Origin of the sequence: Pantoea sp. V106_11, assembly GCF_029967885.1 — a bacterium.
GTDB lineage: Bacteria > Pseudomonadota > Gammaproteobacteria > Enterobacterales > Enterobacteriaceae > Pantoea > Pantoea ananatis.
Window position 1 is genome coordinate 306436 of sequence record NZ_JASCAK010000030.1, and the last position, 19857, is coordinate 326292.

Consider the following 19857-nt stretch of genomic DNA (forward strand, 5'->3'; position numbering starts at 1 on the left):
ACCCGGCCGTGCTTCAGGAGAATACCGCTTCACAGGTCATCGCACTCCGTCACAAATCAACGCACCATAAAGCGTCTCCGCCTCGGCTAACCTGCTCAGCAGGCAATATTCATCGGTCTGGTGCGCCATTGAGGGCTCGCCGGGGCCCAGAATTATGCAGGGCGGATTGCCCAGCGCAGGCAACAGCAGCGACGCATCGGTGAAGTAGGGCACAATGCGCGGCACCAGCGGCGCATCATGCAATGGCTGGCATCGTTGATAAACCGCCTGAATCCATGCGTGATCGCCTTCACTGAGTACCGCGGGCAGGTCCACCAGCGTAGATATCGTCACACTTTCGCCCAGTAAGGTGCTGAGCTGCTGGCGGATGGTGGCGTGCTGAAGATTGGGCGCGCTACGAATATCCACGTCAAACTGCGTGCGGTCAGGCACGGAGTTAATGTTCAGGCCGCCTGTGATGCGCCCGACGTTGATCGTGGGCTGTTTCATCAGCGGGTGCGGCGCGCCGGGGGAGAAATGCTGAATTTTACCCAGCGCATCGGCCGCCAGGTAGATCGCATTGATGCCCAGCTCCGGCATCGCGCCGTGCGCGGTTTTACCGCGGGTTTCACAGCGCAGCCACAGTGCGCCTTTGTGGCCGATAACCGGATAGTTCGCGGTAGGTTCGCCAACGATCAGCGCGCCCACCTCGGGCAGGTCAGCGGTATCGATCAGCGCCCGCGCGCCGTCGCAGCCGGTTTCCTCACCGCCGGTAATCAGCAGCACCACGCCCGGCCCCTGGCGAATGGCCTGCTGGTGCGTAACGCAGGCCACGGCAAAGGCGGCAACGGCCGCTTTCATATCGCTCGATCCCCGGCCATAGAGCCGATCGTCGACGATCTCGCCAAAGGGACTGTGCTGCCAGTCGGCGTTACCGAGCGGCACCGTATCCAGATGGCCGGTAAAGGCCAGCGCAGGTCCGGCCTGCTCGCCGCTAAGGCGGGCTATCAGGTTATGGCGTCCTTCGCCGAAGGATGACAGCGTGACCTCGAAGCCGTTTTCCTCCAGCCAGCCGGCAAAAAATATCATGCAGGCGGCTTCGTTACCCGGTGGATTGAGGGTATCAAAGCGGATCAGCTGTAACGCCAGATCCGCCGTGCGGGTAAGGGCCATCAGTGACGAACCGTTAACCAGTCAAGACAGTTGATCCACAGCTGGCGATAACCCTGCCACTGGGCAAATTCCTGCGGCAACCAGTGGGCAGACATATCGCTGGTCCACACCAGCGAGCGGCCCTGCTGATATTCGCGCACCGCCAGCAACGGATGCGCGGTGCCGGCAATGGTTGCCAGCAGTTTGCCTTCAGGGTGCATTTCCACTTCGTTATAGCCCAGTAACCACGGCCATTCGTCGGGCATGTCGGTAAACAGCGCGTGGGATTCGGTGACGCTCGGATAAGAACCCTCGGGCGTTTCGATGCGGTCGTCCCAGGCCAGGCAGCGTACCGGCAGCACTTTCTCGACCGCCGTGTTGCGATAGCGCGCGCCGCCGTTGATGCCCTGAAAACTGAAGTAGCCGCCGATCATCATCAAGGCACCGCCCGCCGCCACATAGTCGTGGATCAGCATCAGACGGTTCGCTGTGCGCTGGCTCTTCAGCCAGGTATCCGGATGCAGCAGTAACGTGTTCGCGCCGATATCCGACAGAATGATCGCGTCCCACGCTTGCAGCCCGGCCAGCGTCAGCGGAAATTCGGTCGCCGCCGCGTGCGCGGGCATATAGGTGATGGCATAGTCGCTGTCAGCCAGCGCCGCCATAAAGTCGGTTGCCCCATTGTGCCAGGTGGCGGTGGCAAACTGATCGAAGCCTTTAACGTGAACGGACGTGCTGGTCCAGGATTCCCCGACCAGTAAAATTTTCTTCTGCATTACGGTTCTCCCTTACCCACCAAAAACGCGCTGTGGGTTAGCAATCAGTAAGGTTTCAAGTTGTTCGCCGCTGACGCCGTGGCGTTTCAGGCGCGGAACAAAATGTTTAAGGATGTAGCCATAGCCGTGGCCGCCGTAGCGGGTCAGCATGGTTTTCAGGAACACGTCCTGGGACAGCAAAATCTGCTCAATAAAGCCGTCATCGATCAGTTCGCGGATGGCGCGGGCGTTCTCTTCGTCGGACGGTGACTGCGCGGACTCGTCGGCGTAGTAATAGCTCATGCCGATCATGTCGTATTCCAGAAATGCACCGCGCTGGGCCAGTTCACGCTGATAGCGCTTGTCGGCAAAGCTGGGGTTCATGTGGCACAGCACCACGTGGCGCAGATCGGCCCCTTCGTGTTCAAGAATATCCAGCACCTTGTGCCCCAGCCGCTCCCAGCCGGGCAGATGCACCTCAATCGGCACCCGGGTTGCTGCACTGGCCCGGCCCGCCGCCCGCAGGGATTTTTCCTCGCTGGCGGTAAAGCGGCTGGACACGCCGATCTCACCGATCAACCCGGCGAGTACCTCGGGTTTTTCTTCCCGGCCGCCCAGGTCGTAAATCAGCTTGTCAGCTAACGCCTCGACGCTAATCGTTTTCACCCATTCCGGATGCGAAGGCTCCAGGTACAGGCCGGTGCTCATGATGATGTTCAGCCCGGTCAGGCGGGCGATGCGCTGCAATGCCTTGGGATCCCGACCGATGCCGATATTGGTAGGATCGACAACCGTGTCACCGCCGAGAGCACGGAACTTCATCAGCTCCTCAATCGCCAGATCCACATCGAACAGCTGGCAATTATCGCGGCTGATTAACGGGTTAAGCGACAGTTCGCCCAGGTTTTCCATACTCACCGGCATTTCCGCTAAATGGCGATCGCCACAGCAGCAGGGCGGCACCCACTTGCCGGACGCATCCAGCAGAATGTGTTCATGCATCAGCGTCACGCCCATCTCACTGACCGGCAGCGGCCCCAGCACCGTCATGACATAGCCGCTGTTGATGCCGAGCGGTAGGGGATCCGGATGCCGAAAAATAGAGTGTTTCATTGGCTATCCTTTTGCCGCCGCGCGGGTCGGGTTGAGAATGCGGGTATTCAGCCAGATCGCCAGCAAAATAATCGTACCTGTCGCGATCTGCGTGTAAAAAGGAGAGATGTGCGACAAAATCAGGCCATTCTGAATAATGGCAATCGACAGCGCGCCCAGCAATGTACCGATGATGGTGCCAAAGCCGCCAAACAGGCTGGTACTGCCCAGCACCACCGCCGCAATCACCTGTAACTCAAAGCCTTCGCCCTGGTTAGAGGAGCCGCTGCCCAGACGGGCGGTGATAATCATGCCCGCCAGCGCGGCAGCCATGCCGCTGATGATATAGACCTTCATGGTCACGGCTTTGGTGTTAATCCCGCTGCGGCGCGCGCCTTCGGCATTCGCGCCAATCGCGGTGACATAGCGACCAAAACGCATATGATTAAGCACGATATGGCCGACAATCAGCACCACAATGCCGATCAGCGCCGGCATCGGCACGCCCAGCACTTTCGCGCGCCCCATAAAGGCAAACAGGCTGTCGGCAGGAATGGGAATGGAATAGCCCTGGGTAATCAGCAGCGCGACCCCGCGCACCACGGCTAAGGTGGCAAGCGTGACGATAAAGGCCGGAATGCCCTCATAGGCGATAAAGAAGCCGTTGATAGCGCCCACCAGCGCGCCCAGCAGCAGGCCGCCCAGCAACACCACCGGCCAGGGCAGTCCCCAGTTGTTCAGCGCAATAGCCGACAGCGCACCGACCAGCGCCAGCGTCGATCCCACCGAAAGATCGATCCCGCCCGTGGTGATCACCAGGGTCATCGCCGTGGCGACGATCAGCAGAGGCGCGCTCTGGCGAATGATATTGAGCCAGTTAGCACTGCTGAGAAAGTTGCCGGTGATCAACGAAAACACCACGCAACAGAACACAAAGAACAGCGCGATGCTGACCACGCCAGAGTGATTGTGCAGCAGGCGACGCGGCAACGAGTGTTGGGCCATACGGGAACCGCTCAGATTCATAATAGTCATCCTGTTACCTCGCTCAGTGCGTCGCCGCAGAGCGGGCGACAAATTTTTCGCCCACGATCAAATTCACAATTTCGCCCAGATCGGTGTCCGCCACCCGGCGGTCTGCCACGTTGGTGCCTTCGTACATCACCATGATGCGATCGCAGACCAGGAACAGATCCTGCAGGCGATGGGTAATCAGGATCACGCTGACGCCGCGCGCCGATACCCGACGAATCAGTTCCAGCACCGCTTCCACCTCGGCCACGGCCAGCGCGGCGGTGGGCTCATCCATGATCAGCACTTTGGGATCGAAGGCGGCCGCGCGCGCAATGGCAATCGCCTGACGCTGTCCGCCGGACAGATTGCGCACCAGCAAACGCGTATCAGGAATGGAAATGCCCAGGCCTTTCAGCATTTCGCGCGCATCAGCGTGCATTTTCTCTTCATCAAGAAACGGAATGCCGAGGATAGATTTCATCGGCTCGCGTCCCATAAACAGATTGCCCGCCACATCCACGGTGTCGCACAGCGACAGGTCCTGGTAAACCATTTCGATATGGCAGCGGCGAGAATCCGCCGGATTGCTGAACTGCTGCTCTTCACCGTCAATGCGGATCGTGCCGCTGGTGGGCACCACCGCGCCAGACAGCACTTTGGTCAGCGTGGACTTGCCCGCGCCGTTATCGCCCACCAGGCCCAGCACTTCGCCGGGCGCCAGCTGTAAGTTCACGCCGCGCAGGGAACGTATCGCGCCGTAGGTTTTGGTTATATTCACCATCTCTACCCGTGCCGGGGCAGTTTGTGATTGCTGCATTCGATAACTCCCATCACCACTAACGGGAAAAGCTGAACAGAGATAAAAAAACGTTATCGTGCACGGTTTACGCCCTTGTAAACCGGTTTACTTGCCAGATAAAGCCTTCATACATAATCTCTGAACAACCGCTGTAACGATATTTGCTTGCCAGATACGTCATTGCAGCATCCGTGCCAGCCTGCAACACAGGCATTACACATCCGGTTTAACACGTTGTTTTTAAAAACGTTTAAATGCTAACTTTTGGTAAACCGGTTTACTAACTATAACGCGCAGAAATTAAAAAGCGCGTTATTTGCGCTAAAGTTGTGCACTTTTGCGCCATTTTGGGACGCTGTTAACACATCCGTATCGAATCGCGCGCCACCCATTCCACCGCAAGGCGGGTTTCGGGAGGAATATCGGGCTCGTCATTCAGGATGCGCAGCATAATGTGAACCGCCGTGCGGCCCAGTTCCCGGGCGGGCTGGCGGATGGTGGAAATGCGGGGTTGGGTAAAATCGGCATAGGTGGCGTCGTCAAATCCCACCAGAGACAGCGCCTCGGGAGCCTGCAACCCGCGTGCGCGCAGACCATCCAGCAAGCCCAGCACCAGATAGTCACTGGCGGCAAACACGGCGGTTGGGCGTTGCGGCCGGCTGAACAGGTGTTGAAGCGCCTGTTCGCCAAACTCACGCTGGTATTCGCCGTACATTACCCATTCAGGCGGCACGGTCAGGCCCGCCTGCGCCATGGCGGTGCAGAAGCCCTGATAGCGTTCGCGCACGCTCATCAGCTCATCCGGCCCGCCAACAAACGCGATATGACGATGACCGGCGGCGATCAGCTTTTCGGTAGCAATGCGCCCGCCCTGCACGTTATCGGCGAACACCTTTGGCACTCTGCTGCCGGGAATATCTTCATCCAGCAGCACAATACGCTGGTGACGGTTAATTTCCTTACGCAGCAGCCCGTTATCCGGGTGGTTGGTGGTAAACAGCAAACCATCCACCTGGCAGGTATCCAGCCAGCGGATAAACTGGCTTTCTTTGCCGGGATGGTTGCGGGTGATGCAGAGCACAAGGCTGTAGCCACAGGCCGAAGCGGCTTCTTCCGCCGCGTCCGCCAGTTCGGCGAAGAAAGGGTTAGTAATATCGGGCAGGACCAGTCCTAAGGTTTCACTGCCGCCTTTGCTCAGGCGGCGCGCCAGGCTGTTGCCGCGATAATCCAGCTGGCGAATGGCGGCTTCAATGCGGTCGATGGTGTCCTGCGGCAGCATAATGCTTTGATTCATATAGCGGGATACGGTCGCTTTTGACAGCCCGGCCAGCGTCGCTACGTCGGATAACAGCACCCGTTTTTTAATCATATCCACAGCCATCTTGCCCAGAATCGGCTATCTGTAACACAGTTACGCGCGCCGGATACAGTATTTTTGCGCTGCCCCTGGCGATAAAATAATCGCTTGACAAAATCTGAGCGGAAGAGAATGGTAGAGACAGTTTACCGCATTACCCGGGAGTCACTCCCACACCGGCTTAGCCCGTTTCAGGTGTTCACCATAATGGACAGTGAGCAGAAACGCGGTTATTCAGGTTCAGGCTGAATAAGCCATTCACACGATATTTGCCCGCCAACAATAATCCCTCTGCATTTCGATGCGGAGATCGACTGGTTATCGCACATTCCCGACGAGGAATTTTAAGATGATGGCATTTAACACCAGAAAACTGCGTTCTGTTGCGCTGGCAACGGGCTTACTGGCAGCGGGTTCGTTTTTTACTTTGGCTCATGCAGCACCAACTTATGCGCTGGTACAGATCAACCAGCAGGCCCTGTTCTTTAATCAGATGAATCAGGGTGCGCAGGAGGCAGCGAAAGCCAGCGGTAAAAATTTAGTGATCTTCAACGCCAACGATAATCCCGTATCGCAAAACGACGCGATCGAAAATTATATTCAGCAGGGCGTGAAGGGCATTATGGTGGACGCGATTGACGTCAACGGCATTATGCCTGCGATTAAAGAAGCGGCCGCCGCCAAAATACCGGTGATTGCGATTGATGCGGTATTACCGGCGGGCCCACAGGCGGCGCAGGTGGGCGTGGATAACCTGGAAGGCGGTAAGATTATCGGCAAATATTTTGTCGATTACGTGGCGAAAAATATGGGCGGCAAAGCGCGGCTGGGCATTGTGGGCGCGCTGAACTCAGCCGTGCAAAACCAGCGTCAGAAAGGCTTTGAAGACACCATTAAGAGCAATCCTGGCATTACCGTCGCGGACGTGGTGGATGGCCAGAACGTGCAGGACACCGCGATGACGGCAGCAGAGAACCTGATCACCGGCAACCCGGACCTGACGGCCATCTATGCCACTGGTGAACCGGCGTTACTGGGCGCGATTGCGGCCGTAGAGAACCAGGGGCGGCAGAAAGACATCAAGGTGTTCGGCTGGGATCTGACGTCAAAGGCGATCACCGGTATCGATAACGGTTATGTCACTGCCGTTCTGCAGCAGGACCCGAAAAAAATGGGTGAAGAGGCGGTCAAAGCTCTGAACGCGGTGACGTCCGGCAAAACCGTGTCGAAAACCATTCTGGTACCGGCGACGGTTGTCACCAAAGCCAACGTGGACAGCTACCGCGCGATGTTTAAGTAACGCCTGACTCGCCGCCTGCACTCAGCAGTGCGGCGAGTTCGTTGACGGAGGGGAAGGCACTCAGCGTGCCGCGACGGCTCACCGTGATGGCGGCGGCCTGACTGGCGTGAGTAAGTGCTAACTTATCAATCTGAACCTGGCGTCTGAGTGCCGACGCCAGCATGACGGCAAGAAAGGTATCGCCCGCGCCGGTGGTATCCAGCGCCTCGACGGGCGTGGCAGGGCAAAACTCGCGGCGGTCGCCCTGAATCAGCCAGGCGCCCGCGCTACCGTGAGTAACCACTAACGTTTTAACCGCTTCAGGATGCAACTGCCGGGCTTCGTGCTGATTCACCACGGCAATATCCACCAGCGGCCAGCAGGCACTGAACCCGGCATGGACCGGCGAAGGGTTAAAGACGGTGATCAGGCCACGCGACTTCGCCAACTGGAACAGCGCATGGGTTTTCTCCGGCGAGAAGTTGCCCTGCTGCACCAGGACATCGCCAGCGCGTGCCGCGGCCAGATGTGCACTGATGATATCAATGCTCAACGCATCGGCTGCCCCGGTGCTCGTAATAATGGCGTTGTCGCCGTCGGCGCTGTTGAGAATAAGCGAGGTATCGCTATAGGGATGAACCGGTTCAGCGGGCATAAAATAAAGCGGCTCCTGAGTGAGCTGCTGGCGAAGAGTTATTCCATTGCTGTCTTTGCCCGTTGCGGCAATTAAATGGGTTTCTATGCCGCAGCGGGATAACAGAATCGCCTGATTCGCGCCTTTACCGCCGATATCCTGCGAAACTTTATTTCCATGAACCGATGCGCCTTTTAGCGGAATATCGGCAATGCTCCAGATTTCATCGACAGTGATATTTCCGGCCACATAAACACGCATAGTGTTTCCCTGAACAGGATAAAGACAAGATGGTTGCTATATCAGCAGAAAAAAATGATGCAATACAAGCGATATTTTCCCGCCCCAAAGCGGTCATTGGCGTGATTCACTGTGACCCGTTTCCCGGCTCGCCTAAATACCGGGGGAAATCAGTCAAGGCGATAACAGAGCGTGCCCTGCGCGATGCGGAAAATTATATTTGCGGCGGCGTTCATGGCCTGATTATTGAAAACCACGGCGATATTCCGTTTTCAAAACCCGAGGATATTGGCCCGGAAACCTCAGCCCTGATGGCGGTTATCACGGAAAAAGTGCGCGAACGGTTTGGCGTGCCGCTGGGCATTAACGTGCTGGCGAACGCGGCGCTGCCGGCCTTTGCCACCGCGCTGGCGGGCGGGGCGGATTTTATCCGCGTCAACCAGTGGGCGAATGCTTACATCGCCAACGAAGGCTTTATTGAAGGGGCCGCCGCCAAAGCGTTGCGCTACCGCAGCCAGCTGCGTGCCGAACATATTCGGGTGTTTGCCGACAGCCATGTTAAACACGGCAGCCATGCGATAGTGGCCGACCGCTCCATTCAGGAACTGACGCGCGACGTTGACTTCTTTGACGCGGACGCCGTGATCGCCACCGGACAGCGCACAGGCGACAGCGCCACCCTGGACGAAATCGACGAGATCCGCGCCGCCACCGCCTTGCCGCTGCTGGTGGGGTCGGGCGTCACGCCTGCCAATGTCTGCCAGATCCTGGGCCGCACCCAGGGCGTAATTGTCGCCAGCGCGCTCAAGGTGGACGGCGTCTGGTGGAACGATGTGGATCGGGAAAGGGTTAAACACTTTATGGCCGTGGCGCAGGCGGCGCTGGATAAGGCCTAGCCGCCGTTTAACGTCAGCCACAGGCAACAAAAAACCCCGCGGGTGAGGCGAGGTTTTTTGTTTACGTCAGCACGGTTACGTGCGGTGCACATCATGCATTATCAACCTAATCAGCCTGTTACAGGCAGCGGAAAGGGTCGCAGGCTGTAAGTGCTCCTGACCACAGGAGCCAGCGTATGAGATGGATAGAAATCGCTCGCGTATTTCTTAAGCTCATGGTTGCACTACTGCAAGAGCTTGAAATTATCGTGAAGTCCTTCAGGTAAATCACGTTCAGGCCGCACCTAAAGGAGGTGATATTCACCTCCCTTTAATCACAGGGTTCGAAAAAGCAGAACGGTTACGTCAGGCCAGCCAGCCTTTCACCACCGGCAGCACCGCCGGAATCTGCGACAGCAGGTAGAGAATCAGGCCGATGGTGCCGCCCACCAGCGTGCCGTTGATGCGGATAAACTGCAGGTCCTTACCGATATTCAGCTCGATCTGCTGCGACATATCGCGCGCATCCCAGCTTTTCACCGTGTCGCTGATATGGCGCGTCAGGAACGCCGCGAATTCTGGCGCGACGCTGCGGGCAGCGTCTTCCAGATGCTGATTCATCGAGCTGCGCAGCCCTTCATCGGCGGCCAGGGTTTCGCCCAGCCACAGGGCCGCCTGACGGACCTTGTCCTGCACTTTTGACGCCTCGCTGTTGAGATCCGTTTTCAACCAGTCGCGCAGATCGCCCCACAGCTCGCCAATATAGCGGTTCAGCGTGGGATCGTCTTTCAGCCAGCCTTTGATCACCTCGGCGCGCTCGGCCATCTCGGGATCGTTTTTCAGTTTTTCGATCAGGCGATCTACCGCGCGATTAAAGCCCAGCCGCAGCTCGTGGCCCTGATCCAGCGCCACGTCATCCAGCAGGGAATCCACCGCGTTGGCCACCAGCTCTGCGCTGTGCTCCCCCAGCCATTCGGTCGGCAACATTTTGGCCTTGATGGGGTGCTCGCGCTTCAGCCAGCGCACCAGCTGGCTGGCGATAAATTCCCGGGTGCTGGGCTTATGCAGCAGCCGCAGCAACTGCTCGACCGCCGCATCCAGCAGTTCCTGATGCCGGTTATTTTTGGTCAGGCTTTCCAGCATCAGCGCGCCGCTCTGGCTGAGATCCACCTTGTCGATCGCCTTATGCACCGCGCGGCGCATGAAGTGCTGGATGCGCGCGTCATCGGTCAGATCGAGAAAGCCGCGCATGACCTGCAACAGGTGGCGACCGATCCGATCGGCATTGCCGGGCGCGCTCAGCCAGGTGGCCAGCATCTGCGAGGGATCGTGACGGCGGATCAGATTCAGCAGCGAATCGGTATCCAGAAACTTTTCCTGCACAAAGCGGCCCAGATTTTCCCCGATGCGATCTTTATTGCGCGGGATGATCGCCGTATGACGGGCAATAAACGGCACCGGTACGCGGCGAAACAGCGCCACCACCGCAAACCAGTCAGCCAGCGCGCCGACCATCGCGGCTTCGGCGATGGCTTTGATGCCGCTGACGTAAAAGTTGGGCGGCAGAAACAGGGTAACCACAAAGGTAGCGGCAGCCAGCAGCAGCAGCGACAGCGCCAGACGTTTGGTCCGTTTTAGTTCACGTTGTTTATCCATGTCCTGATCTTAGCAGCTTGCCTGATGAATACGTCAACATCGCCCAGTCCCGGCCCTCAAATCCAGTTAAGCCTGGCATTAAACCGGCCTGTCTTAACGCGGTGGGCGATTGCCGCATCAGACTGTTCCTAAAAACTAATAACCTCAAAAATTACCACTCTTATAAACAGTTACGTCAGTGTACATTTCCGGTGCAGTCTCCGTACGTTGACGCACCCTATCCATGGAACCAGACCAGGAGAATTCACGTGAAAGCAATCGCAACGGCAACCGCAAGTCTGTTGATGTTAATGAGTGGCGTATCCGCGCAGGCGGAAGGGCTGACCACCTCGCAGGATGGTAAAAACCTGACCGTCAGCTTCGGGCAGCCCACCATTAAGCAGGTGCTGCATTACCGTAAAATGTACGACAAAAAACCCTTCCCCGATGCCGAAATTTATTACTACGACAACGGCACCTATAAAATCATCTCGCAGGGCGAAAACCACTACGGCGTTTACGTGATGCAGGGTAAGTTTGATGATGAGACCTTCACGGTGCGCTTTATCTCGCTGCCTTCCACCGACTGGGGCAACAAAACCGCCTTCCATCAGCTGACCTTTGTGCGCGGCGACAAGCAGAACGTGTTTATTCAGAACGCGATTGTTGATACCGGCGAGGCGATCGCCCAGCAGAACGGCACTTATACCCAAGAAAAGAACACCGTCACCAATCCGGTGTCCACCAGCTGGAAACACAAGTAGCGTTGAGGTGGCAGCCCGGCTGCCACCGTATTTTACCGACGGCGTCCGCCAAACAGGCTGCCCAGCACGCCGCGAACGATCTGGTTAGTAATCTGACGCCCCGCGCTTTTTGCCATGGTTTGCACCACGCCGTCCCGCTTGCCGCCGCGCGGACCGGTGCTGCCAAACAGAATGTCTTTTAATCCCCCCAGAATACCGTCATCCACTGCCACCGCATTGCCTTTGGCTTCGGGCGCATTGGCCTTGTCACTGGCGGCCTGCACGCCCTGTTGCAGACGTTCGTAAGCCGATTCCCGATCGACTTCCGTGTCGTACTTGCCCGACAGCGGAGAATGGTTGATCAGCCCGTTGCGCTCGTCCGTGTTCACCGGCCCCATGCGCGAGCCGGGTGCGATCACCATCGCCCGCTCCACCACCGACGGGCTGCCTTTGGCATCCAGAAAGGAGATCAGCGCTTCGCCGGTGCCCAGCGCCTGTATCGCCTCCACGGTCGTAAACGCCGGATTGGCGCGCAGGGTTTCGGCGGCGGTTTTCACGGCTTTCTGATCGCGCGGGGTAAAGGCGCGTAGCGCATGTTGCACCCGGTTGCCCAGCTGGCCCAGCACGCTGTCGGGAATGTCCGCCGGATTCTGCGTCACAAACCAGATCCCCACGCCTTTGGAGCGGATCAGGCGGATCACCTGCTCAATCTTCTCCAGCAGCACCGGCGGCGCCTCGTTAAACAGCAGGTGCGCCTCATCAAAGAAGAACACCAGCTTCGGTTTATCCAGATCGCCCGCTTCCGGCAGGTGTTCATACAGCTCTGACAGCATCCACAGCAGGCTGGTCGCGTAAAGTTTGGGCATCTGATACAGCTTCTCGGCCGACAGGATGTTAATAACGCCTTTGCCGTTGCTGTCAACGCGCATCCAGTCGCTAATCTCCAGCATAGGCTCGCCAAAGAAGTGCTCTGCGCCTTGCTCCTCCAGCGCCAGCAGCCCGCGCTGGATCGCGCCTACTGAGGCGCTGTTAATGTTGCCGTACTGCGTCTGAAAGCTTTTCGCGTTATCGCCGATGTACTGTGTCATGGCGCGCAGATCTTTAAAATCCAGCAGCAGCAGGCCCTGGTCGTCAGCGATACGGAAGATGATCTGCAGCACGCCGCTCTGCACCTCGTTCAGGTTCAGCAGCCGCGCCAGCATCAGCGGCCCCAGATCCGACACCGTCGCGCGCACCGGATGGCCTTTCTCGCCGAAAATATCCCACAGCACCACCGGGCTGCTGGTCGGCTGCCAGTCGGTCACACCGATGTTGGCCAGCCGCGCCTGCAGCTTTTCGCTGCTCTGGCCTGCCATCGCCACGCCGGTTAAATCGCCTTTCACATCCGCCATAAACACCGGCACGCCGATGGCAGAGAAGGATTCCGCCAGCTTTTGCAGCGTCACGGTTTTTCCTGTGCCGGTGGCACCGGTGATCAGGCCGTGGCGGTTTGCCATCTGTGGCAGCAGGTGCAGTTGAACGTCAGGGGTTTGGGCGATAAGCAGGGGAGCGGTCATAGCGCGGCACTCATAAACAGTCAGTCATGCGTTAAGCATAGCCAGAGGGGCGGCAGACGTGAGTAAAGATTACGTGCTGCCGCCCTGAAATTTACTTCTCCACCTCTTCAAAATTCAGTAGCGTGACGCCAATCCCCTGTTGCGCGTGCGTCACGTTCTTGCGCAGCGCCACCTGAACCTCGCCCTGCAGCATCACCACGTAAGGCGAGTTCTGCTGAAGCTGCTGTTGCAGCGAGACGTAATCGGCCCGGCGCTTCGCGGCATCGCTTTCTCCGGCGGCTTTGCGCGTCAGGGCGCTCAGTTCCGGAATATCCCAGCCTACGCGCCAGGCCAGGGTTTTGCTGCCGTTCGGCACGTTATAGGCGAAGGTGCTGGCGTTGGTATTGGGATCGATGTAGTCCGCGCCCCAGTAGGTAAAGATGGATTCAAAGTTGCGGCTGCGCATCTTGCTCCACAGCTCGGATTCCGCCACCGGCTGAATATCCAGATTTACATCCGCCTTCGCAAAGCTCGACTGCAGCGCCTGGGCAATATCGATATAAGGCGGCTGATTCACCACCGACAGCGCGATATGCGCGCCGGGCTTAATGCCGCCTTTGGCTAAAATCGCTTTGGCCTTCTCGACATCGTAGTGGAACGGTTTGGTTTCCAGCGCGCCGTCAAAGCCTTGGGGCAGGAAGCTCTGGTGTACGCGATATTGCCCCTTCAGCAGCTGATTCGCCAGGCTGTCGTAGTCCACCAGCCAGCGCGCCGCCTGCCATAAGGCCGGATTGCCCAGCGCAGGCTGCTGCGTACTTTTGGTGTTAAAGCCAAGATAGTAGATCAGGCTGGAGGGAAAGGCGGCGATGTGCACGTTGGGATCGCTTTTCAACGAGGCAAGCTGATCCGGCCCCAGCTGGTAAGCCGCATCCACATCGCCCTGCTGGATCAACAGCCGACGGGTACCCGGATCGGCCACGCCTTTCAGCAGCACCCGTTTCAGGTGCGCTTTCTGGGTGCTGTTGGGATTGGCCTCCAGCACCAGCGCCTGCAGGGGCACGAACTGCTTGATCGCATAGGACGCGCTGCCCGCCGAGTGGGTTTTCAGCCAGCCATTGCCGAAGTCGTTATTGGCGGCATGCGACTGCGCCAGCTTGCTGTCAACGATGGAGGAGACCGGCGCGGTCAACAGGCGCAGGGCCAGATCCTGCCCGATCTCTGCCGGCCAGCGCAGCTCAAGCTGATGATCGTTGATCACGGTAAACTGCTGATCGATGTTCTCCGGCGTCCAGCCAAATTCCCCGAGGATAAACGAGGGCGCTTTGTTCAGCTTTACCGCGCGGGTTAAGGAGAACACCACGTCCTGCGCCGTTAACGGATTGCCGCTGGCAAAACGCGCCTGCGGGTTCAGGTCAAACACCAGGCTGTGCGGGGTTTTGCCCGCCTGCCAGCGCAGGGCCGCCAGCGAGGCCAGCTTCTGCGGATCATTATGGTCCGGCTCCAGTAACGTCTGATAGATATTACGCAGGCTGCTGTTGCTGACGGTTTCAAAGCTTTCCGCTGGGTCAAAACTGATAATGCCGTCCAGCGGCACGGCGACCACAAACGTATCTTTCGGCGTTGCCGCGTGGGCGGCAGAGGAGAGAGCAAGGGCGGTAAGCAGGAGCAGCGGTTTGCGCATAGCGGTTATCCTTAATGATTGATAACCCTACTGTAACCCGCGCCAGAGCAGGTCAAAATGCCGGTTTGTTCTGAGCTATGCCAGTTTCGTCTTAGCCGATTTGCCTTAGGTGATAAGCCGCCCAGAGGCGGGCAGCTCAGGCCGTCAGTGGAAGTTATGAATGACTTCCAGCACGCCGTTGATGATGAACTGGACGCCCATGCAGACCAGCAAAAAGCCCATCAGGCGTGAGATCGCCTCGATGCCGCCTTTACCCACCAGGCGCATGATCGCCCCTGAACTGCGCAGGGAAATCCATAAAATCACGCTCACCACCAGGAATGTCAGCACCGGCGCGACGTTCAGTACCCAGGCAGGGAAATCCACCCCGCTGCGCACGGTAGAGGCCGAAGAGATGATCATCGCGATCGTCCCTGGTCCCGCCGTGCTCGGCATCGCCAGCGGCACAAAGGCGATGTTCACCGGTTCCTGCGCGGTTTCCAGCTCATCGTGCTTGTGCTTAGCTTCAACCGAATGGCCCACCGGCTTCGCCGGAAACAGCATCCGAAAACCAATAAACGCCACGATCAGCCCGCCCGCGATGCGCAGCCCCGGAATGGAGATGCCGAACGTGTGCAGCACCGCGCTGCCCGCGTACCAGGCCACCATCATGATGGCGAACACATAGATGCTCGCCTGCAGCGCCTGACGGTTGCGCTCCTGAAAATTCATCTCACCGGCCAGGCCCAAAAACAGCGCCACGGTGGTAAGTGGGTTGGCGAGCGGCAGTATCACCACCAGCCCTAACCCAATTGCTTTGATTAACTCCAGCATGCCTTATCCCGCTTAGTGTTTAGGACGTTCCAGCGCTTCCAGCAGCTCCGGAAAGAAGTCTTGCAGGATCTCCGGCGTCATCAGCTCCGGGTACTGCATCAGGTGCTCGCGGATACGTTCGTTTACGTCCGGGATCAGGCGCTGTGCCGCATCGCTGGCGCTGATTTTGTGCTTCTTCATGCTGCGCAGCAGGTCGGCGGGCAGGTTATCTTCGTCTTCGTTATCTTCCACCATCTCCAGCGCGTCCAGCTCGTCGAACATCTCCATCAACGCTTCGGTCTGCGGCGTGCGGGATTCATATTCGCGCGGATGCTCTTCTGCCATATAGCGCAGCATCAGGCGCATCGGCGTGCCATCGGGGGACTTGGGCGGTTCGGCGGCGAACCAGGTCAGCAGCTGGTGGATGGTGACCTGATGGACGTGATAACCGTTATCCACCAGCTCGTCGGCCAGCAGCTCGGCGCTTTCGTTTTCAATCAGACAGATATGCGTGCGGTTGGGATCGTACTCTTCGAGCCACTGGTAGATCTCTTCGATCACCCCATCGTCGTACTCGAACTTTTTGTTTACATAGCTCCCTTCTGACGCATTTACGCAGGCTGTGATCAGGTCTGGATCGAAGTAAATTGCGATGTTGATACCTTTCATGCGTGCTGTCCTGTTCAAATCCAAAACATCACTATAGCGCCCAACGCATTAGGAAGGAAAACTTATGACTTAACGTGTTGCGATACAAGGTGATGCAGACAGCGGGCGGGGGACTGACTGGCGGTAAAAAAGCGGATAAGAAGGGGCGATAAACCTGCCAGCGCTGGGCTGGCAGGCGGCTGTCAGGAGATAAAGTTTTTACCCTGTTTCAGCACCACGTCACAGGCTTTGGTTTTCAGCTTCTCGCCCATCGGTGAGTTGCTGAGGCTTTGCAGGTTTAGCTGCTGGCCATTGCCGGTGTTTAGCAGCCCGGCCACGCCCTGGGTATAATCTGGTTTCTGCTCCTGTGCCGCCGTGGTATTCAGGCCCAGCTTGCTCAGCACCTGATCTTTTACCGACTGCACGTTGTTTTTCACCACGTTGTGCTCCACGCAGTACTGCATCACGCCGGCGGCGTTGGTCATGCTGTTGGCGCTCATGGCTTTGTCGTTGCTGTTCAGCAGGCTGGTAATGGAGGACATCGACAGCCCGCCGTTCTGCTGACCTGCTGCGCCGTTATTTTGCTGGCTCAGCTGGTTGGCGGCACTGCTGAGTTGATCCTGCCAGCTTGCAGCTGACGCATTGCCCGCCAGCAGCAGGGCTGCCAGGGCGCAGGCGATATGGCGCTTTTTCATTTCGACCTCGGTTGGGTTTTATGCTTCGTGCTGTTAAGAGGCGGTGCGGATGAGAAAGTTCCGACGGAAACATAAGTGGAAGGCGGTTTGGGAGGATTCTGGCAGCGAGACAGCGCGGGTTTACCGGGTTCCGTGTGTTTTTTCGCCGCTTAGCGCACATCACAGCGGAATTGGGTTGCTTGCTGGGCACGTAACGGTATAATCCCCAACGTTTTCCGCATCCTCTTCAGTGCCGAAGTGGCGAAATCGGTAGACGCAGTTGATTCAAAATCAACCATCGAAAGATGTGCCGGTTCGAGTCCGGCCTTCGGCACCAAGTCATAAAAATCATTACTTATCAAAAAGTTAGGATTGAAATTATACCTTTTTTGCATGTAAGAAATGACATATACCGTTAACCAGAAATTGCCGCTGTAGTTAGTAGTGGCCAGATCTAGGAAATACTATCTAATAGCGGCATGTAGTTCCAAGCTTCAAACACGTTCAGTTTTCAACTTGAAACCTATGACGCCTAGCCACGTCTCTAAATCATCCCAAAACATTCTGTCAGACGCATTTAAGCCCGATGTGTAGCCTTATATGGCTCCTAAACAGGTTTATGGTGGTAATTCTCCGGTAGCTACAGATCCGGCTCTGCCAGCGTCTCAGCCACGCTCCCGCAAGAGTAAACGCTTACCCTGATAAGGTGTGGTCAGTCTGGACAATTGATGAAGTCGCTACGCTCCGCTTGTTGGTAGTACAACCAACGAGGCTTATTGGTTCCTATGTTTTTTTATATAGACTCTTTCTAAACTGACTCATATGATAAAACAATCTTATCTGTGGGGCTGATGCATGGATACAACTGAAGAGTTAAACGGAACGTACTTCTATAAAGGCGTATCTAACCTTTCAGCAGGCGAGTTGTTTTTCTGGGTATTCCTTGATGCTGTAGATGAGCAACTTGGGGTATCAGATATCGCTGCTGCTGCTTTCATCATAGTTGGACAACCAAATCGCCCAACACGTGGCAAAATTGGCGGTACAATGACGACTAAAGGTACTTCCCTAATCTCAGAGGCAGCAAGACGCTATCTCAATGTAGAACTTCCTTTCAGACTTCCAACACTCACCAATTCCAGCATAAAAAGATTAAGGTTTTCATTTGTTACCAATCTTGGCGCTTTTGTAGGACGGACTGTGCCGATATTGGGCTGGGTTATGGTTGCCTCAGACTTATCAAAAATTGCTTTCAATGCCACGACTAACTACAACCGCATAGCACGAGGTAATGATAAGTTATGGTAACTTACGAGCAAGTCTTGGATTTCTTTCGACAAAAATTACCGCAAGTCAGAACGTTCAGCTTCAAAATCGTTCCACTTGAAATCGATGACGCTTTACAGGAATACGCAGAATTTGATGATTTAGTTGAAGCTATTGATAAGTATTCTGAACAATTTAATATCGATGTTTCAAAGTTGAATATTGACAATTATTATCCGTGGAAAACCTCTTGGTTCTTCCGTAAATGGTTTAAAAAAGAGCCAGTAAAACAAAATAAGAAGCCTCTGACAGTAAGGATGTTCGCTGAATCAGCAAAGGCGGGACAGTGGTTATACGAGTACAAAAAGTCGTGATTATTTATCTTGAATATCTCTGGAGAAAAAAATGAAAAGATTTGCAGTCGAGCTTGAAGGTATTACCTACGGGTATATTGCAGAAGGGCGCTTTAAGGATAGAAGATGGGAGCTTGTGTATCCGATAGTGGATGGCAAAGTTTCAATGGACATAACCAAAATTTTACCTAAAAAGCATTCAGAGGGCGGCGCTGGCTTTATAGTTACAAAACAAATCGAAACTATAGCATTTGGTATAGATATCGATAATCGGAAAATGACTCGTAGTGATGGTACGGTTTTTAAACTTGTTGAAATAGAAGATTAGTTCACAATATTAATTTATTTTAAGGCCCATTAAAGGGCTTTTATCTTATCATTTCCTCAATATGTGACAGTAATAAGTCTTTGCGAACGCTTCCTTCAAAACATCAAGCCACGGACGATTAGACGTAACAACGTCATATTGTCCAAAGAGGCATGTAAGATTTGACTTGTTCCCCGTTGATCAATACACCGCGATGTTTGTAATGTATTCATAAGCCACATGAGGACATCCCCATGAAGAAGCGTTTTTCCGACGAACAGATCATCAGTATTATCCGCGAGTCTGAAGCCGGAGTTTCTGCTCGTGAGCTCTGCCGTAAGCACGCCATTTCCGACGCCACGTTTTACACCTGGCGTAAGAAGTATGGCGGCATGAAGATGCATGAGGTTAAGCTCCTGAAGTCGCTTGAGGAAGAGAACGCCAGACTCATGAAGCTGCTTGCCGAAGCCATGCTGGATAAGGAGGCACTTCAGGTTGCTCTGGGGCGAAAGTACTGACGACAGGCCAGAAGCGGGAAGCCGTGGTGTTGATGTGCTCTGCAACCGGTTTGTCGCAACGTCATGCCTGCAGGCTAGCAGACTTATCCCTATCGGTTTTCCGCTACGAGTTTATGCTTGCGGATGCATATTTATCTGGGGGCATAACTAAACTAGCGCTTAAACGTAAATATTTTTTTACTGGCCAAATGAGAGTGTTTGTGGTCGAAGGTCTTAATTACTTGCTTTTAATATAAAATGGCTTTTTATGAAGGATGATTTAAAGTCCACTTTGTAAAATCTTCTCAACTCATTGTATTTTAAGTTTTTTTATTTAAATGGTGCAGCTATAAAAAAGTAGACATTTAACAATCAGAGTTTTATTATATATTAAACTGCTTCAATAAATACTAAATTATCATCAATGATTTATTAATTTTAATTTATTTGAATTAATATTCCAAGTTAAAGAATTAAAGAATTAAAGAATTAAAGAATTAAAGAATTAAAGAATTAAAGAATTAAAGAATTAAAGAATTAAAGAATTAAA

The 19857-nt window shown here is 55.5% G+C and carries 19 protein-coding genes, 1 tRNA gene and 1 pseudogene; 8 read left to right on the forward strand and 13 right to left on the reverse strand.

The features are described from left to right. Positions 1-36 precede the first annotated feature (36 nt). From QLG08_RS15160 to QLG08_RS15185, 6 genes are all read right to left on the reverse strand, one after another. Positions 37-1152 (reverse strand): M20 family metallopeptidase, encoded by a 1116-nt coding sequence (locus QLG08_RS15160; protein ID WP_238493258.1) that lies wholly within the window; start codon positions 1150-1152, stop codon positions 37-39. After that, complete coding sequence (locus tag QLG08_RS15165; protein WP_158150548.1) at positions 1152-1907, reverse strand: glutamine amidotransferase; 756 nt, start codon at positions 1905-1907, stop codon at positions 1152-1154. The genes QLG08_RS15160 and QLG08_RS15165 overlap by 1 nt, the downstream gene beginning before the upstream one ends. A 12-nt stretch (positions 1908-1919) precedes the next feature. After that, positions 1920-2999, reverse strand: coding sequence for a phosphotriesterase-related protein (locus QLG08_RS15170; RefSeq protein ID WP_013024400.1), 1080 nt, complete (start codon positions 2997-2999; stop codon positions 1920-1922). Between the two features lie 3 nt (positions 3000-3002). Next, a complete protein-coding gene (locus tag QLG08_RS15175) occupies positions 3003-4004 on the reverse strand; it encodes an ABC transporter permease (protein ID WP_026021094.1) in 1002 nt (333 codons plus the stop codon). A gap of 22 nt (positions 4005-4026) precedes the next feature. Then, positions 4027-4773: an ATP-binding cassette domain-containing protein gene (locus QLG08_RS15180; RefSeq protein ID WP_020693768.1), complete on the reverse strand. Its 747-nt coding sequence runs from the start codon at positions 4771-4773 to the stop codon at positions 4027-4029. Between the two features lie 376 nt (positions 4774-5149). Beyond that, positions 5150-6172, reverse strand: a complete 1023-nt coding sequence (locus QLG08_RS15185) for a LacI family DNA-binding transcriptional regulator (RefSeq protein ID WP_013024403.1) — start codon at positions 6170-6172, stop codon at positions 5150-5152. A gap of 325 nt (positions 6173-6497) precedes the next feature. On the opposite strand from QLG08_RS15185, the gene QLG08_RS15190 reads away from it, so the two are divergent. Further along, positions 6498-7448 (forward strand): substrate-binding domain-containing protein, encoded by a 951-nt coding sequence (locus QLG08_RS15190; RefSeq protein ID WP_014606714.1) that lies wholly within the window; start codon positions 6498-6500, stop codon positions 7446-7448. Here the strand turns inward: QLG08_RS15190 and QLG08_RS15195 are convergent. After that, positions 7441-8322 (reverse strand): ribokinase, encoded by an 882-nt coding sequence (locus tag QLG08_RS15195; protein ID WP_238493257.1) that lies wholly within the window; start codon positions 8320-8322, stop codon positions 7441-7443. The two genes, QLG08_RS15190 and QLG08_RS15195, sit on opposite strands and share 8 nt — an antisense overlap. A 29-nt stretch (positions 8323-8351) precedes the next feature. Between QLG08_RS15195 and QLG08_RS15200 the strand changes: the two genes are divergently transcribed. Further along, positions 8352-9197 (forward strand): BtpA/SgcQ family protein, encoded by an 846-nt coding sequence (locus QLG08_RS15200; RefSeq protein ID WP_029570928.1) that lies wholly within the window; start codon positions 8352-8354, stop codon positions 9195-9197. Between the two features lie 345 nt (positions 9198-9542). Here the strand turns inward: QLG08_RS15200 and QLG08_RS15205 are convergent, their stop codons facing one another. Next, positions 9543-10832: a DUF445 domain-containing protein gene (locus QLG08_RS15205; protein WP_019106727.1), complete on the reverse strand. Its 1290-nt coding sequence runs from the start codon at positions 10830-10832 to the stop codon at positions 9543-9545. 248 nt (positions 10833-11080) lie between these two features. Between QLG08_RS15205 and QLG08_RS15210 the strand changes: the two genes are divergently transcribed. Further along, positions 11081-11575 (forward strand): hypothetical protein, encoded by a 495-nt coding sequence (locus tag QLG08_RS15210; RefSeq protein WP_014606710.1) that lies wholly within the window; start codon positions 11081-11083, stop codon positions 11573-11575. A 32-nt stretch (positions 11576-11607) separates the two neighbouring features. Here the strand turns inward: QLG08_RS15210 and QLG08_RS15215 are convergent, their stop codons facing one another. The 5 genes from QLG08_RS15215 to QLG08_RS15235 all read right to left on the reverse strand — a co-directional run bounded on the left by QLG08_RS15215 (position 11608) and on the right by QLG08_RS15235 (position 16905). Next, complete coding sequence (locus tag QLG08_RS15215; RefSeq protein ID WP_013024409.1) at positions 11608-13110, reverse strand: helicase HerA-like C-terminal domain-containing protein; 1503 nt, start codon at positions 13108-13110, stop codon at positions 11608-11610. Positions 13111-13201: 91 nt separating this feature from the next. Then, complete coding sequence (locus QLG08_RS15220) at positions 13202-14770, reverse strand: ABC transporter substrate-binding protein (RefSeq protein ID WP_238493255.1); 1569 nt, start codon at positions 14768-14770, stop codon at positions 13202-13204. 144 nt (positions 14771-14914) lie between these two features. Continuing rightward, a complete protein-coding gene (locus QLG08_RS15225) occupies positions 14915-15583 on the reverse strand; it encodes a MarC family NAAT transporter (RefSeq protein WP_013024411.1) in 669 nt (222 codons plus the stop codon). Between the two features lie 12 nt (positions 15584-15595). After that, entirely contained in the window at positions 15596-16231 is a 636-nt protein-coding gene (locus QLG08_RS15230) for a hypothetical protein (RefSeq protein ID WP_006121820.1), read from the reverse strand. A gap of 182 nt (positions 16232-16413) precedes the next feature. After that, positions 16414-16905 (reverse strand): DUF2501 domain-containing protein, encoded by a 492-nt coding sequence (locus tag QLG08_RS15235; RefSeq protein ID WP_006121821.1) that lies wholly within the window; start codon positions 16903-16905, stop codon positions 16414-16416. 231 nt (positions 16906-17136) lie between these two features. Between QLG08_RS15235 and QLG08_RS15240 the strand changes: the two genes are divergently transcribed. The 5 genes and pseudogenes from QLG08_RS15240 to QLG08_RS15260 form a co-directional block, all read left to right on the forward strand. Then, a tRNA-Leu gene (locus QLG08_RS15240) sits at positions 17137-17221 on the forward strand. A 518-nt stretch (positions 17222-17739) separates the two neighbouring features. After that, positions 17740-18192, forward strand: a complete 453-nt coding sequence (locus QLG08_RS15245; protein WP_110015237.1) for an STM2901 family protein — start codon at positions 17740-17742, stop codon at positions 18190-18192. Beyond that, positions 18186-18524 (forward strand): DUF1493 family protein, encoded by a 339-nt coding sequence (locus QLG08_RS15250; RefSeq protein ID WP_110015238.1) that lies wholly within the window; start codon positions 18186-18188, stop codon positions 18522-18524. Before QLG08_RS15245 ends, QLG08_RS15250 begins: the two co-directional genes overlap by 7 nt. A gap of 31 nt (positions 18525-18555) precedes the next feature. Then, positions 18556-18831: a hypothetical protein gene (locus QLG08_RS15255; RefSeq protein WP_110015239.1), complete on the forward strand. Its 276-nt coding sequence runs from the start codon at positions 18556-18558 to the stop codon at positions 18829-18831. A gap of 233 nt (positions 18832-19064) precedes the next feature. Continuing rightward, positions 19065-19528 (forward strand): annotated as a pseudogene (locus tag QLG08_RS15260) (transposase); the annotation flags it as partial. Between the last annotated feature and the right edge of the window lie 329 nt (positions 19529-19857).

Coding starts and splice junctions, on each gene's coding strand:
- QLG08_RS15255 (WP_110015239.1), top strand. CDS start 18,556: ATGAAAAGATTTGCAGTCGAGCTTGAAGGTATTACCTACGGGTATATT.
- QLG08_RS15170 (WP_013024400.1), bottom strand. CDS start 2,999: ATGAAACACTCTATTTTTCGGCATCCGGATCCCCTACCGCTCGGCATC.
- QLG08_RS15235 (WP_006121821.1), bottom strand. CDS start 16,905: ATGAAAAAGCGCCATATCGCCTGCGCCCTGGCAGCCCTGCTGCTGGCG.
- QLG08_RS15245 (WP_110015237.1), top strand. CDS start 17,740: ATGGATACAACTGAAGAGTTAAACGGAACGTACTTCTATAAAGGCGTA.
- QLG08_RS15215 (WP_013024409.1), bottom strand. CDS start 13,110: ATGACCGCTCCCCTGCTTATCGCCCAAACCCCTGACGTTCAACTGCAC.
- QLG08_RS15180 (WP_020693768.1), bottom strand. CDS start 4,773: ATGGTGAATATAACCAAAACCTACGGCGCGATACGTTCCCTGCGCGGC.
- QLG08_RS15195 (WP_238493257.1), bottom strand. CDS start 8,322: ATGCGTGTTTATGTGGCCGGAAATATCACTGTCGATGAAATCTGGAGC.
- QLG08_RS15205 (WP_019106727.1), bottom strand. CDS start 10,832: ATGGATAAACAACGTGAACTAAAACGGACCAAACGTCTGGCGCTGTCG.
- QLG08_RS15160 (WP_238493258.1), bottom strand. CDS start 1,152: ATGGCCCTTACCCGCACGGCGGATCTGGCGTTACAGCTGATCCGCTTT.
- QLG08_RS15175 (WP_026021094.1), bottom strand. CDS start 4,004: ATGAATCTGAGCGGTTCCCGTATGGCCCAACACTCGTTGCCGCGTCGC.
- QLG08_RS15165 (WP_158150548.1), bottom strand. CDS start 1,907: ATGCAGAAGAAAATTTTACTGGTCGGGGAATCCTGGACCAGCACGTCC.
- QLG08_RS15230 (WP_006121820.1), bottom strand. CDS start 16,231: ATGAAAGGTATCAACATCGCAATTTACTTCGATCCAGACCTGATCACA.
- QLG08_RS15220 (WP_238493255.1), bottom strand. CDS start 14,770: ATGCGCAAACCGCTGCTCCTGCTTACCGCCCTTGCTCTCTCCTCTGCC.
- QLG08_RS15250 (WP_110015238.1), top strand. CDS start 18,186: ATGGTAACTTACGAGCAAGTCTTGGATTTCTTTCGACAAAAATTACCG.
- QLG08_RS15225 (WP_013024411.1), bottom strand. CDS start 15,583: ATGCTGGAGTTAATCAAAGCAATTGGGTTAGGGCTGGTGGTGATACTG.
- QLG08_RS15190 (WP_014606714.1), top strand. CDS start 6,498: ATGATGGCATTTAACACCAGAAAACTGCGTTCTGTTGCGCTGGCAACG.
- QLG08_RS15185 (WP_013024403.1), bottom strand. CDS start 6,172: ATGGCTGTGGATATGATTAAAAAACGGGTGCTGTTATCCGACGTAGCG.
- QLG08_RS15200 (WP_029570928.1), top strand. CDS start 8,352: ATGGTTGCTATATCAGCAGAAAAAAATGATGCAATACAAGCGATATTT.